Origin of the sequence: Bacillus sp. FSL K6-0268 (assembly GCF_038005425.1) — a bacterium.
Taxonomy (GTDB): Bacteria; Bacillota; Bacilli; order Bacillales; family Bacillaceae_G; genus Bacillus_A; species Bacillus_A thuringiensis_S.
Genome location: NZ_JBBOTF010000001.1, coordinates 5,609,337 through 5,624,761, shown reverse-complemented (window position 1 = coordinate 5,624,761; position 15,425 = coordinate 5,609,337). Strand labels below are relative to the sequence as shown.

Sequence of the window (15,425 nt, the reverse complement as noted above, 5' to 3'; positions counted from 1 at the left end):
TTTTCATTCATTATACATTCGTTTTTGGCGTTTCTTCTTCATCTTGAACACTTAATAAATTTTGCCATTTTTTATACGGAGCGCTATTTGGATCTACATATCCTTTTGCATGCGAGCGATCCCACAATTGTTTAATAAACATTTCTTTCTCTTTCTTTGCCACCATATCGGCACCTGTACCGTAATAGTTCTGGAAATACAACTCGATTTCATCAAGGAATAGTCTTAATAATTCATCTGATGTTTCTTCTAACGTCGGATCATACTTCGCTTCACGGTCATACATTAAAATCATGTCTAAAAGATTGTGGACATGTTCTTTTCTAAGCCATCTTACATCTTGGGCTCCTAATACGAACGGATGTGTATATAAATGTCCACCTTGTATCATCGCCTTTTCTTGCTCTTCTTCAAATCGTGACAAGATGTTTTCATAAATAAACGGATTATGAAGCAATGCTCTGTGTAATTTATAACTTTCGCTTGAAATATTTTTCCCCATCGACTGAATTAAAAAGCTACGTCCCACACCGTTATATTGATACACAAACTGTCCATCAACAGCAACTAAACTAATCCAGCGATACATATATGCGTATAGTAATGCACGATTACATTTATCATAATCTAATTTTGTTTGAGTCGCGTTTAAATCTGGCATAAAGGCTGGTAAGTGCCAATACTTATCTAAATGCGGCGTTAAACTAGATTTTTTACTATTTAATTTGTTTACACGGCGATAATACGATTGGAAATAGTCACCTTTATCATTCATAAATCCGTTTGAAATATGTCCTGATGATAATTTAGGAAAGTCTTGCAGCGATAAGCCGTAATGTGCTCGATAACAGATCACTTCAAATGGCGAAAAGGCTTCATGTACTGTATCTTTTTCTTTAAACATTTCTTGAATTAATTCCTCTTGCAGCTCTTTCTTTAAAGAAGGATGTATACCCCAATATTGTAATTCCCTATGATGAGCAACTTTCGGAACGAATGGACTCGCTAAATGGAACAGGTCTTCAATTTTTTCACGAACGTATTCATCGCGATCACGTTTCTTATAATCCGCTTCTTTTCGCAACGCCTCAATGATATTCAGTTCTAATTTATCACGATAGCGTACTTGCAGTTCGTCATAACAATAGCTCAGTATATGTTCTCGGTAGAAATCCTCTACCTTTTTCGACTGAATCTCTTCTGTTTTCGCATCACGACAATATTCCCCGTACAAACTCATATAAATTTCCGCTGATATATCTTTCGGTAGTACACCTAAATTTAAATGTTGCTGCATATCTTGCCATATCTTTTCTTGCAGCTGTTCCTCAGCTAATACATATACATTCGTCGGGTTTGTTTTCCCTTCAAATTCCTTACTGCGCTTTTGGATTTCAAACAATAAATTTTCACGTGTTTCATGTAAATTATCAAAAAACCTTTCCCAATATTGAATCATTTTATTAACTGTTTGATATAGCGATTGATACACAAGTTCTAATAGCATTTCTTTTCGATATTCATTTAATTTGTGTACATATTGCGTTACGATGTCTTCAAATTCTCTTTTGAATAAACGTTGCTGATTATTAATCATTTTTCCAAACCAGCCTTGTTGTTGAGCAATTTCTACTCGGCGTACAGCCGTTACCGTTCCATCGATATTACCCACATTAAATTTTTTATCGTAGTTTTGAATTACATTACGCTTTTGTTCATTATTTTCATGTAGTCGATTCATTTTTTCTACTAACTGCTTTCGAATTTCATATAACATAAAACGTGCTGCTACTGGGTGAACTGGATCTGTTTTCTTTAAAAACCATGTATTTAGTTGATAGGACTGCCCTTCAGAACCACTTGGTGAAAAGCGGTCTGATTCAATCATGTCATATAAAAGTGTCGTTACATGTTCATGTACACGGCTCGGAATCGCATACGCATATAAACGCACCGCATGATCCACTCTTGCCACTTCACCTTTCATTTGTTCCATCATTTTCAGCTTCGCAGCTGAAATTTTACACTCATGTTGCAGACGATTTAATTCCTCATCTTTTTGCACCGTGCGTTGTACATAACTTTCTACAGCTTCTAAAAACAGTTTTGATTTCGCAACTCCGAGCTTACCACCCTCTGCTCCTTCACGCGTTTCATTGTACATTTGTCTATAGAAAATATGAGCTTGCTCTGGACGGGTAGCAAGATGTTCCAAGTCCTCTAAATAACTTTTACCTCTCTCCGGCTTTTCACGCTGCATCCCACGTTTTACATCTTGGTCATATCTTTGCTTCTTCTCTTGAAACAGTTGATCTAAATGAAGCCACGATTCATCTAAACCTTGCACAGCCCATTTTAAAGCACAATATTTTAACACATGCTCATACGGATAAATGAGTTTTGCCGTTCCTGCCCCGCAATATCGTCCTTTTCCGCTTGATTCTGCTAATTGCTGAATTTGATTGTCTTCCTGTGCAAAATGACTTGTAGACATCGGGCTAAATAACTGTAAATAAATTGTATTTGCCATTTGCTCCATATAATCTGATAAATTGTGCAAATGGTGTCCATGTAGGTTTTCGTAGTCGTATAAGAAACAATAATTGTACGGTAAATGATGTTGTTTAATTGTATGATTCGTTCTTCCGTCTTCATCTACTTGATCAGGGCGATACTCTAATTCAATTGTTACCCCGCCGCGTTTTGATAATTCTCCAGTAGAACCGAGCGTAATAGCATGTAATTCTTTTAACGATGCATATCCGTTTGCTTGCACCGTCTCAAACTCTTTCGCACTAACTGTTCTCGTCTTTACTAAAACATCAGGCATTAAAAACGCACCGCGTATTAAAATGTTATGATGCTGCAATTTTTTCCGAAGCATTTCACGTAAATATAATGCAATTTGTAGAAACATCCCCGAACCTGTTCCGCCTGCTAGTGATGTTACTATAATGACACGCACACCATATTCTGTTTGATCACTTGTAACTGGAAAAATTTTCTCGATTTCTTGCCAAAAAGAGGTCAATTTATCTTCTTTCATCGCAGCACGTAACGCTAAACGTGAAATGACACGTAACTGTCCTGCTCCTTCTGTTAATGGTTTATCAAGTATAGTCGGATCCATCGGAAACCACTCTGGAATCGTTGGATCTCCCGCAATATACTCCCTAGGCGTTTTACTAGAACTTGTTTGTGTCTTAAACTTTCGAATATGATCAAATTTACTCAAAGTATTCACATCTGTATCAAATACGTGCATTGCTACCTTTTTTCGGCGCTCTTCAGGCAGTTTTTCATATATTTGATGCGTCACAGTACTACCGATTCCACCTAAACCAATTAATATTGTTGGAACTTGTAATGTCATGTGAACCACCTTCCTATTCTTGCTTGTTTGAAAAAAGGGAAAGAGAATCAATACTCCATCCCCTTCTTTTCCCTATCTACTATTCACATTCGTATTTGTAAATCTCCTTACCATATCCTCTATCAATTAGTAAAAGTTCATTTGGATATAGTGTCTTATGCTCCATTCCTACTTCTTCCTCTGTTATAAACATCCCATCAATAATCATTCCTACTACTTGTGACTCTTTCGCTACAAAGACAGATTTCGAACCTTTCTTGGCTATAAACGTAACGGATTGCACAGTTTTTCTTTCTGCTCGAAATGGGATACCAAAATAATGTTTCCACCATTTATTTCGAAGTAATTCTGGTTCAGATTGATATAACCAATCTTTCGCTACTTCTTGATCCCATTCGTAATACAATAGCGCTTTCCGGTGAAATCTTGGACGAACAATCCATCCTAAAACGATTATGCCTACTACTAGCAGCAATAAAGTGATAGGAATGACAAACTTAAAAATAAGCGCATACTTTTCATAAAACGGCGCACTTTGAATATGGAGTGATATTTGCTTCTTTACTTCTTGTAATTTCGCATCTTGTATAACGATGGTAGCTTCTACGGTGCCAGTATCTGTGAAATTGAATGTGTCGGAGTAATAAGGACGAGGATAAACGTAAATTTGATTACCACGTTGTTTTATTTCATAGTTGATTGATTGTTTAGATGTGACACCAGTAGATTTTAATAGTTTCTTTACAGCCCCTTCTGTCATCGGCTTACCATCTAACTTTGGTTGTAAAATAAACGGTTTACTATTCTCTAAATTCGTTACTTTTTCTTCATAATCTTTCGTAACAGTTTGAAGTGATAATTTTGGCTTTTCTGTTGTTTCAATTTTGAATTCTTTCGTCTGTCTGTAAAATCCCTTTATATTCATATGAACTTTTCCACGTACTAACCCTTTACCAATCTTCGTTTCGTAATAAAACACATGCCTCTTATCGTTCCACTTCATCGGATATTGTTTTCCGTCTATTTCTACTTCTGCTTGAAAGTAAGAAGACTGAATTGGTAACTCAGTAGGCTTTGCTTCAATAACAGCAGTAACACCTTCGTACATTTGTTCAACATTTTTTTGACTATTATCATCTTTGTCATAAGTAGAAACCGTATAGTTAAGCGCTGGTTCAACAAGTACTTGCAATCCTTCTTTCTCAATATCCCGATCCACTTCTATCGTATATGTTCCTGGTTTAATGACTTCCTGATTTTCCGTGCTTATATGAACTATATTTCCGAATAATTTCGCTTCTCCGGGTGCATGTATGGAAAAAGAAGACTGTAACTGTAATGGTTTCGAAATTTGTGTGACCTGATAATTAGACAGCGAAGGCGATTGTCGTACAAGCGTCATACGCTTTAATGGGAACGGCGTTGTAATCTCTACTTTCTTTCCTACTACTTTCGTTTTTACAATCGATTCAACGGAGGAGAATGGATCACGATTCGCAACTAATGCTGCCACTTGATTTACACTTTTTACAATGCCATCCTCTCCGCTTGACGGCATCGTAACTCCGTTTATCTCTTTCTTCCATATTTCCTTGAACGTATTTAGTTGTTCTTTTTCTTGTTGTCCTAAATCTTCTTCCATCGTAATTAAGACTGGATGTAACGATATCTTTTTTGCATCCATTTCTTTCTTAAACTGGGCTAATTTCTGTGTAATTTGTTCTTTTCCGCCAACTTTATCTTTTTCTAGATCATTAAATGCCCCGTCAGTTAATACAATAAGCCAAAATTCACGTTTTCCATCTATATCTGCTTCCTTTTTTATAGATTGCATCGCCGTCTCTACTGCGCTAAAAGGAGTATTTAAATACGTTTTCCACGCTCCAATTCCTTCAATTTCTGTTTGCCTTTTATCCTTCGTTAACGAAATGTTTAACGGATTATTCGGCTTGCTCATTGGAACATAAGAAAATGTATCTTTTTCATCTAATAGCGCAACTAAACTTTGCAAAGCGTAATTGGCATATTTCCAGCGATCGTTATTTCTCATGCTGCCCGAATCATCATATACAAGTGAAACGACCCTTTCCTTTGCCTCCTCTCCTTTTGCAAAAGTCCAATAAGGATGTAACCATATAAATAGAAACAACATGAATGTGGCACAAATTCGAATTTTCATGATGAGGCTTCGCCACCTTTGTAGACAAATTCCTATGTTTAAATTTATGAGAGGAAACAAGATATATGACTTGTATTTTAGGACAACTAACCCACCATAACTTTATTATGTAAACATATATATACACTTGGTAATATTCTTTATAGCATTTTCTATCCAATTATATAAGCAAAAAAGCCTGTCTAAGCTTCATACTTAAAACAGACTTTTCCTACTTTTCATATTAAAAACACACAACAAAAAGTTTGATTTTTTAATTAGCACATTACTTCAATTGTAAATCCACCAGGTGCTTCAACGTAAAATGTATATGCATGGGCATGCTTAGGAGGCTCCACCAAAAATCCACCTTTCTTCAATCTTTGATTTATCTTATCTACTTGTTCTTCACTTCCTTGTGGAAATCCTACATGAAATGTTTTTGGATACTGAACTTCTTTTCCCTTCATTAAAGTTAGTATAAATCCATCATTATCACGCATAACTACAAAGGCATTCCCCCTTGTTCCACTACAAATTAAACCAAAATACCTCTCTAAAAACTCTCTAGATGCTGTTACATCTGTAACTGTTAAATTAAGATGTTTAATTCCCAATCCTCCACCTTCTTTCTCAATTTTCTAATATTTTATCATACAAATAAAAAACACGCCTTTCACAGCGTGTTTCATTGCTTCACATATACTTCAACAATTGGATTATCTTTGTTATCTGCATGTAAGCGTATATTCGCTTCACTCGTATTATAAATGCTGGCTAATAGCATAATTGTTAACAAATTAGGAGTCTTAGCATCACTTCCGTATTTTCTTTCAAGCGCTTCTTTATATTCAAACTCTAAATCCCCCTGTATATATGTATACACTTCAAATCCATCCTCTAAATTGCAAACTACTGTATCAATAATATCCGCTCCTACTTGTTTCTTCATTTCATCTCGCAATGCTTCTATAAATTCTTTCCACGGTACTTCGTATGTTTGAAACTGATCTGTAGATTTCATTGCCTTTCCCTCCTTACTATATCCTTTCTCTATATTTCCCCTTTCATATAACAATTATGATAGGTAGGTCATTCGTACAAGCCGCACTTGTCCCCCTTACATATCGTATTACTGTAAGGGGGAAGGAGGACAGAACATGCATAGACAAAGATGTTATGATACGTGCCGACGTTATTTCGGTAAAGTTGTTCGAATTGAAGATCGCGATGGTCGCATTCATTTAGGCAAAATAATCGATGTGACAAATGAATCTGTATGGATCGAACCAATGCAACAGCGCTCATCTTTTGATACAGGATTCGGATACTATGACGCATATGCAAACGGTGGTTGTGATCTTTGCGGCGGCATTAGCAGGTGTGATAGTTGCGGATTTGGTTGCGGTGGTGGATTCAGTAGCTGTGGATGTGGCGGTCGTGGTTGCGGTAATTGTGGTGGCGGCGGCTGTGGTGGCGGTTGTGGCTGGGGCGTTGAACTTGGATTTGGTTTCATCTTCGGAATTACTTTAGCTGCATTATTTTTCATTTAACATAGTAAAGAGTTGACTACCTTTAGCCAACTCTTTTTCTTTATTTTTCACATATAAAAATACGATGCCCTAAAATATGTTGGTACATAAGCCGTACATTTTCATGCTGTACCCATGCCTCATATAACTCATTCGGAATATATGTTGATACATTCCATTCCGGCTCTTCTATATAGCTAGATATCGTTTCTGCAATTGTACCACCGCCAGCAATTGTAATTCTTTTGAAATTTGCTTTCTGAAATAGTTGTACCCACTCATTCTCAGTTAATAATTCTTTCATGCCATATAATTGGGCAATTTTTTCTTCCTCACTCTTCTCAATATGTGTATTAATAATCATTTCAATGACAACAAGCTTACCATCCTTCTGTAATACACGATAGCACTCTGATATAACCCTTTCTTTATCTGTAAAAGCGAGTATCGATTCCCCAAGCACAAACTCAAATGAATCATTTAAACAAGGTAATCGCTCTGCATCACCTTGAATCAATTGTACATTCAATCTTTCAAACAACCATCTATCTTTCGCTTTTTGAATCATAATTTCATTCTTTTCAACCGCTGTTACTTTATAACCGAATTCTTTTGTCATGTAAGCCGCTGTTTTCCCTGTACCACAACCTATCTCAAGGACATCCGCTCCTTGTCTAAGAGGCAGTTGTGCTAGCAATTGTTTTGTTAACGTAAAACCACCAGGATGAGCACTTCCTATTCCGTAATAAGCTAAGAAATCGATGTAAGTATTTCGTTCCATGGGATTCTCCCTTTTTTATTTTATATATTCAAGGAAGAATGAAAAGTGCATAAAAAAAGGGCGCATCACGCGCCCCCTCAGCTTATTTTTCCTCACCGATATATGCCCATTTGTAGCTGTAATCTCCACCAACTGGGTGGTGAACAATTCCTTTTACTTTTGCTCTTTGAACAATTGCATCACCACGTTGATATAATGGTGCAATTGCTGCATCTTCCAGTAACATTTTCTCCGCTTTCAGTAAGCTATCCCAACGATCTTTCGTTTTCGTTAATAGCTCGCCTTTACCTTTTTGCACAATTTCATCATATTTAGGATTTGAATATCCTGTTTGGTTATGAGGCCCATTTGTAACGAACATATCAATGAACGTCATTGGATCTAAGTAGTCAGGGCCCCAACCAGCGTAAGATAAATCATAATCTAGATCTGATTCTAATTTTAACTTTTGTTTAAATGGCTGGTTTTTCAAATTCACTGTTAAGCCTGGTAAGTTTTTCTCAAGTTCTCCTTTTAAGAACTCTCCTACTTTTTTCGCACCATCACCATCATAGTTTAATAGTTCTACTGTAATTGCATCTTTTCCAAGTTCTTTTTTCGCTTTTTCCCAATGCTCTTTTGCCTTTTTCACATCTGTTTTTAAAATATCTCCATTTTCTTTACGGAAGTCTTTTCCATCTGGGCTCTTAGCAAATTCTTTTGGTACTAAGTAATCTGCAGGTGTAGAACCATCATTTAAAATTACATTCGTTAAGCCTTTTTTATCATACGCTTTTGCAATCGCTAAACGTAAATCTTTGCTCTTTAGCACTGTATCTTGCCCACCACGTTTTTGGTTTAAGCGTAAGAAGTACGTTGACGGTGTTTTTTGTGTAAAGAAATCGGGGCTTGATTTATATTTGTCAACAAATTCAGATGTAAGTCCTGAGCGATCAATTTGTCCACTTTCATATAAATTGACACGTGTACCGCTATCTTTTACCACATTAAAGTTAATTTCTTCCAACTTAACTGTTTTATTATCCCAGTATTGTGCATTTTTCTTTAACTTCCAACCTTCTTCATGTTTCCAGTCTGTTAATGTAAATGGTCCGTTGTATAACGTTGTATCTGCTTCTAAACCGTACTTTTCTCCTTTTTCTTTTACAAACTTCTCGTTTAATGGATAAAATGTTCCAAATGAAGTTAATTCTACAAAGTAAGGAACTGGATTTTCTAATTCTACTTCTAACGTATAGTCATCTACAGCTTTTACTCCTAACGTATCTAGCTCAGCTTTTCCTTCATTAATCGCTTGTGCATTTTTTAAATCAAACATAATGTATGCATATTCTGCTGCTGTATTTTTATCTACCGCACGTTTCCAAGAGAATACGAAATCTTTTGCTGTTACAGGCTCTCCATTTGACCATTTTGCATTTTTATTCAATGTAAATGTATATTTTTTACCATCATCACTCTTTTTATATGATTCAGCAACCCCTGGTGTTGCTTTATTATCTTTATCAAGTCTATACAAACCTTCCATTACGTTGTTTAAAGCGAGAAACGATACTTGGTCTGTCGCTTTAGCAGAGTCCATAGATGGAATCTCTTGAGACTCTGTTAAATTAAGCACTTGCTTCGCCGCTAGCTTTCCGCCTTCTTTTTCACTGCTTTTTGGTGTTGTGCTTGCTTTATCTTTTTCCCCAGATCCAGAGCAAGCTGTTAATGCCATACTCATTACTAAAACTGGTGCTACTACCGCTGTTAATTTTTTCATCTTTTTTCTCTTCATTTTTGTACCCTCCCCAATTATATGTACGCTATTAACATTTAGAGATTCCCTACTAACTTTCGTTATCAGAAAATTCTTATTAATTAATATTCTACTGTTTTTTCTAGTTTTGTAAAGTATTTTTGTAAATTTTCTAAAAATTTATTTTTTTATGATAGTAACTTGTTGTTTTAACTACTATATGAATTATCCCCCGTCTACTATATGTAAACATCCATTCCCTTATTCCACTCTATTACTACGTTCTATATTTTTCTTATTAGCATGAGGTCTCTTACTATCATTCATCTTTCTTACTACTTACTGACCTCTCTAATTTCCTCGGATAGAACCTTCTTTATTACCTATCCGATTCTCAATAGGCTAACGAGATTTATTCCCTTATACATACTAAAAAGCATTTCACTTTATTTTTTCCGCCATCCTCAGTTACATACGCCCACTTAAAGCTATATTCTGAACTGATGTTATGTTTCACAATTCCTTTTACATTCGGTTTCATTACGTACGATCTTCCTGTTTGATATAAAGGAACTACCCCTGCATCTTCTTCAAGGAATAATTTCTCAGCTTTCCCTAACGTTTCCCAGCGTTTTTTCGCATCACTCATTAATTCATTACCTGCTTTTCCTACCATTTCATCGTATTTTGGATTTGAATAACTCATTTGGTTGTACGGGCTCTTCGATTCAAACATATCAATAAATGTCATTGGATCCGCATAGTCTGGACTCCAACCTGCATAAGAAATTTCATAATCTTGCGCAGTTTCTAATTTTAATTTTTGTTTGAACGGCTGAATTTTTGTATTAATTGTTACACCTTTTAAATTTTTCTCAATTTGATCTTTTACATAGTCAGCAATCTTTTTCGCAGTTCCATCATCATAGCTTAGCAATTCAATTGTAACTTGATCTTTTCCAAGTTCTTTTTCCGCTGCTTCCCAAGCTGCTGCACCTTTTTTCGGATCATATTTTAGACCATTTTTAAATGCACCTTGGTAATCTTTACCACAAGGACCTGTCGCAAGCCCTTTTGGTACTAATTGATCTGTTGCTTTTGAACCGTTATTTAAAATAACGTTCGCTAAGCCTTTTTTATCAACTGATAATGCAATTGCTTCACGAAGTTTTTTGCTCTTTAAAGGCGTATCTTGTCCGTTACGTTTTTGATTTAAACGTAAGAAGAATGTACTTGATTCCGCATACTCACCATATTCTTCTTTGTTCGATTTATATTTATCTACAAACTCTCCTGATAGTAATGTAAAATCAATTGATCCTGTATCATATAAGTTTACTTTCGTTGCAACCTCTTTTACTACACTATAGTTAATTTCTTCTAATTTCACAGTCTTTTTATCCCAGTACTTATCATTTTTCTTTAGCTGCCAACCTTGTTCATGTTTCCATGAAGACATAACGAACGGTCCGTTATACAACGTTGTATCTGCTTCTAAACCGAAATTATCTCCTTTTTCTTTTACGAACTTTTCATTTAAAGGATAGTACGATGGGAATGCCATTAAATTCAAGAAATACGGTACTGGCTTTTCTAATTCTACTTCTAGTGTATAATCATCTACCGCTTTTGCTCCTAAATCTGTTAGAGGTTTTTCACCTTTATTAATTGCTTCTGCATTTTTAATATAGAAAGCGATAAACACATATTCTGCCGCTGTATTTTTATCAAGTAAGCGTTGCCATCCATATACGAAATCTTTCGCTGTTACAGGATCACCGTTTGACCATTTTGCATCTTTACGTAGTTTAAATGTATATTTTTTGCCATCCTCGCTTTTCGTACTAGACTCTGCCGCAGCAGGAATTGACTTATTATCTTTATCAAGGCGATATAGGCCTTCCATCGTGTTCCCTAAAATTTGCGCACCTAATGTATCAGTAGATTTAGAAGTATCCATCGTCGGAATTTCTTGGTTTTCCGTACGATTTAATACTTGTTTCGCTGCATATTTAATATCAGATTTTTTTCTTCCCCACTATTTGATGTAGTAGTCGTTTTCTTTTCCCCACCTGATCCAGAACATGCTGTCAATGCAACACTCATCGCTAAAACTGGTATTACAACTGCCGTTAACTTTTTCATTTTTTTCTCTTCATTTTTGTACCCTCCCTAATTATATGTACATTACCAACCCTTGAGAGACCCCTTACTAAAGACTTTTTTTTAGAAGATTACAACTAATGTCATTCTACTCTTTTTTCCGTAATTGCAAATAGGTTTATTTTAAATATTCTGTTTTTTATTTAGTAGGATTTATCTTCTATCTACTATATGTACATACTATACACCTTATTCTCCTCTATTTAACCATACTAAAAATTAGTATTTTAATCTCACAAAAAAAGCATTTAAAAGTAGCTAAGCCACTTTTAAATGCTTTTTCAACTCTATTATTTTTCAGTAACATATGCCCACTTATAGCTGTATTCTGGGCTAATATTATGCTTAACAACACCTTTTACATGCGGTTTCATAACATAAGATCTAGCACTTTGATATAAAGGTACAAGAGCTACATCTTCTTGAAGAAGTAGTTTCTCTGCTTTTCCTAGTTCCTCCCAGCGTTTCTTCGCATCACTCATTAATTCCCCACCAGCTTTTTTAATTATTTCATCATATTTCTGATCAGAGAAACTCATTTGGTTATGAGAGTGCTTACTTTCAAACATATCTAAATATGTCATTGGATCCGCATAATCTGGGCTCCATCCACCATATGAAATATCATAATCTTGATCTGATTCTAATTTAAGTTTTTGTTTAAACGGCTGCAGTTTAATATTTACTGTTACACCTTTTAAGTTTTTCTCAATTTGATCTTTTACATATTCCCCAACTTTTTTCGCATTACCAGTATCATAGTTTAAAAACTCAATTGTAACTTGATCTTTTCCAAGTTCTTTTTTCGCTTCTTCCCATGCAGCAGCTGCTTTTTTCGCATCTGGTTTAATACCGTTTTTAAACGTTTCTTGGAAGTCTTTCCCATCAGGTCCAGCTGCTAAGCCTTTCGGCACTAAATAATCTGCAGGTTTTGACCCATCATTTAAAATAACATTTGTTAAATTCTTTTTATCAATTGATAGCGCAATTGCTTCACGTAATTTCTTGCTCTTTAATGGTGTATCTTGTCCACCACGTTTCTGGTTTAAACGTATAAAGAACGTACTTGGTTCGTTATACACCCCATATTCCTCTTTATTATTTCTATATTTGTCAACAAATTCACCTGTTAATAAGGAGAAATCAATTTGACCACTATCATATAAATTCACATTAGTTGCTGGCTCTTTTACAACACTATAGTTAATTTCATCTAATTTCACAGTCTTTTTATCCCAATATTGATCATTCTTCTTCAGTTTCCAACCTTGCTCATGCTTCCAATCAGTAAGAACGAACGGTCCATTATATACAGTTGTATCAGATTCTAAACCGTATTTATCCCCTTTTTCTTTTACAAATTTCTCATTTAATGGATAGTACGATGGGAATGCTACTAAGTTTAAGAAGTATGGTACTGCTTGTTCTAATTCAACTTCTAAAGTAAGGTCATCTACTGCTTTAACTCCTAGTTCTGTTACAGGTTTTTCACCTTTATTAACCGCTTCTGCATTTTTAATTGGGAATGCAATGAATGCATACTCAGCAGCTGTTTTTGGATCTAATAAACGTTGCCATGCAAATACGAAATCTTTCGCTGTTACAGGATCACCATTTGACCATTTTGCATCTTTACGTAATTTAAATGTATATTTTTTACCATCCTCACTCTTCGTGCTTGATTCTGCCGCAGCTGGGATTGGTTTATTCTCTTTATCTAAACGGTATAAGCCTTCCATTGTGTTCCCTAAAATTTGAGAGCCCAAAGTATCTGTACTCTTCGACGTATCCATTGTTGGAATTTCCTGATTTTCTGTTTTATTGAACACTTGTTTCGTTGCTAATTTTTCCCCTGACTTACTATCTCCACCAGAGCTAGAATTTGTGCTTGTCTTCTTATCTCCACCTGATGTAGAACATGCTGTTAACGCCATGCTCATTGCTAAAACCGGTGCTACAACTGCTGTTAGTTTTTTCATTTGTTTCTTTTTCATTTTCTGTACCCTCCCTAATTCTAAACGATAGCTATTCAAGAATTTTCTGATAATTCTGTTTTTCTCTATATATTTATCAGACGATTCTTACTACTTCTTATTCTACTAATTTTTTAAAATTTGTAAAGTATTATTATTGAAAATTTTTAAAAAATTATTTTCTTACAGTAATATTCATAAAAATTCCATATGATCTTCAAATTCTATTTCTCTTTCATATAAATGTACCACTTTAATGGTATTTATCATATTTACACATTAAATATCTATCAGCTCTTGTTAATAAATAATGTATATTTTTAGAAACTCCTTTCCTACAAAAATAAAAAAAGTCAGCAAAACTGACTTTTTACCCGGCTATTTTTTCTCTTTTCATTTCCTCTATTACTTTCGTATACTTCTCATCATCAAATTCATTTTCACTTTTTGCAACAACTACAGTTGCAATACCGTTACCAATTAAATTAACGATAGCACGTGCTTCTGACATGAAACGATCTACACCAAGCAATAGTGCTAACCCTTCTAATGGAATAACATTCATCGCAGATAACGTAGATGCTAATACAATAAAGCCTCCACCTGTTACTGCTGCTGCACCTTTAGATGTAACTAATAAAATAGCTATTATAGTTAATTGTTGACCTAGTGAAAGATCGACATGAAAGACTTGAGCTAAAAATATAGTAGCCATCGATAAATAAATTGTCGTTCCATCTAAATTAAATGAGTATCCTGTCGGAATGACTAAACCTACTACTGGCTTCGAACATCCCAAGTCTTCCATCTTTGTCATCATTCGCGGCAGTACTGATTCTGATGACGATGTCCCGAGAACAATGAGTAATTCTTCTTTAATGTGAGCTAAATATTTCCACAAACTAAATTTGTACAGTTTACAAATAAAATTTAAAACAATAAAAACAAATAATGCCATTGTCGCATATACACAAATCATTAATTTGCCAAGTGGTATGAGCGTGCTTAAACCATACTTCCCAATTGTAAATGCCATCCCACCGAATGCTCCAACCGGTGCTAATTTCATTACAATTGATAAAATGTTAAAAAATACTTTCGATAATCTTTCAAAAAAGTCAATAACCGGTTGTCCATTTTTCCCTAACATCGTTAACCCTGCGCCGAATAAAATGGAGAAGAACAGAACTTGTAAAATATCACCTTTGGCGAATGCTTCAAACATGTTAGACGGCACGATATGTAAAAAGAAATCCATCCATTTCATTTCTTGTCCGCTTTGTACATATTGCGAAACATCTCCGCCCTTTAGTTTTGAGGGATCTAATCCGTCTCCAGGACGCACAACATTCGCTACGATGATACCAATAATTAAAGCCGCTGTTGTAACAATTTCAAAATATAATAGTGCCTTCCCACCAACACGGCCTACCTTTTTCATACTTCCCATACTTGCAATACCGAGCACAATTGTTAAAAAGATAATCGGTGCAATAACCATTTTAATCATATTGATGAATGTTTCACCAATTGGCTTCATTTGTTGTCCAACACTCGGCCAAATTGCCCCTACTGCAATACCACAAATAATGGCCACAATAACTTGGAATGTTAAATTCTTTGCAATTCTCATTTTTGCTACTCCCCTGTATTTTCATTTCTCCCAAACTATTTTAAGCAATAACATTTATTCTATGTGATAGCCCC

Annotated in this window: 9 protein-coding genes and 1 pseudogene; 1 reads left to right on the top strand and 9 read right to left on the bottom strand. The window is 35.2% G+C overall.

All coding sequences use genetic code 11. From position 1 onward, the window contains the following. Nucleotides 1-10 precede the first annotated feature (10 nt). The 4 genes from MHI28_RS29350 to MHI28_RS29335 all read right to left on the bottom strand — a co-directional run bounded on the left by MHI28_RS29350 (nt 11) and on the right by MHI28_RS29335 (nt 6,555). Nucleotides 11-3,373: a tubulin-like doman-containing protein gene (locus MHI28_RS29350; RefSeq protein WP_000175112.1), complete on the bottom strand. Its 3,363-nt coding sequence runs from the start codon at nt 3,371-3,373 to the stop codon at nt 11-13. A gap of 79 nt (nt 3,374-3,452) precedes the next feature. Next, nucleotides 3,453-5,552 (bottom strand): vWA domain-containing protein, encoded by a 2,100-nt coding sequence (locus MHI28_RS29345; protein WP_079245820.1) that lies wholly within the window; start codon nt 5,550-5,552, stop codon nt 3,453-3,455. A 257-nt stretch (nt 5,553-5,809) separates the two neighbouring features. Continuing rightward, nucleotides 5,810-6,148 carry a VOC family protein gene (locus tag MHI28_RS29340; RefSeq protein ID WP_086413641.1) on the bottom strand — a complete coding sequence of 113 codons (339 nt, stop codon included), beginning with the start codon at nt 6,146-6,148 and terminating at the stop codon, nt 5,810-5,812. A 71-nt stretch (nt 6,149-6,219) separates the two neighbouring features. Beyond that, on the bottom strand, nt 6,220-6,555 hold the full coding sequence (locus MHI28_RS29335) for a hypothetical protein (RefSeq protein WP_000842916.1): 336 nt from the start codon (nt 6,553-6,555) through the stop codon (nt 6,220-6,222). A gap of 136 nt (nt 6,556-6,691) precedes the next feature. Here MHI28_RS29335 and MHI28_RS29330 point away from each other — a divergent pair, with 136 nt between their 5' ends. Continuing rightward, on the top strand, nt 6,692-7,084 hold the full coding sequence (locus MHI28_RS29330) for a hypothetical protein (protein WP_000555008.1): 393 nt from the start codon (nt 6,692-6,694) through the stop codon (nt 7,082-7,084). A 40-nt stretch (nt 7,085-7,124) separates the two neighbouring features. Here MHI28_RS29330 and MHI28_RS29325 read toward each other — a convergent pair whose 3' ends face one another. The 5 genes and pseudogenes from MHI28_RS29325 to MHI28_RS29305 all read right to left on the bottom strand — a co-directional run bounded on the left by MHI28_RS29325 (nt 7,125) and on the right by MHI28_RS29305 (nt 15,351). After that, nucleotides 7,125-7,844 (bottom strand): class I SAM-dependent methyltransferase, encoded by a 720-nt coding sequence (locus tag MHI28_RS29325; RefSeq protein WP_000440865.1) that lies wholly within the window; start codon nt 7,842-7,844, stop codon nt 7,125-7,127. Between the two features lie 82 nt (nt 7,845-7,926). Beyond that, nucleotides 7,927-9,621, bottom strand: a complete 1,695-nt coding sequence (locus MHI28_RS29320) for a peptide ABC transporter substrate-binding protein (RefSeq protein WP_000823460.1) — start codon at nt 9,619-9,621, stop codon at nt 7,927-7,929. A gap of 373 nt (nt 9,622-9,994) precedes the next feature. Further along, nucleotides 9,995-11,727 (bottom strand): annotated as a pseudogene (locus tag MHI28_RS29315) (peptide ABC transporter substrate-binding protein). A gap of 308 nt (nt 11,728-12,035) precedes the next feature. Next, entirely contained in the window at nt 12,036-13,739 is a 1,704-nt protein-coding gene (locus MHI28_RS29310; RefSeq protein WP_000730154.1) for a peptide ABC transporter substrate-binding protein, read from the bottom strand. A gap of 349 nt (nt 13,740-14,088) precedes the next feature. Beyond that, entirely contained in the window at nt 14,089-15,351 is a 1,263-nt protein-coding gene (locus MHI28_RS29305) for a dicarboxylate/amino acid:cation symporter (protein WP_001216974.1), read from the bottom strand. Between the last annotated feature and the right edge of the window lie 74 nt (nt 15,352-15,425).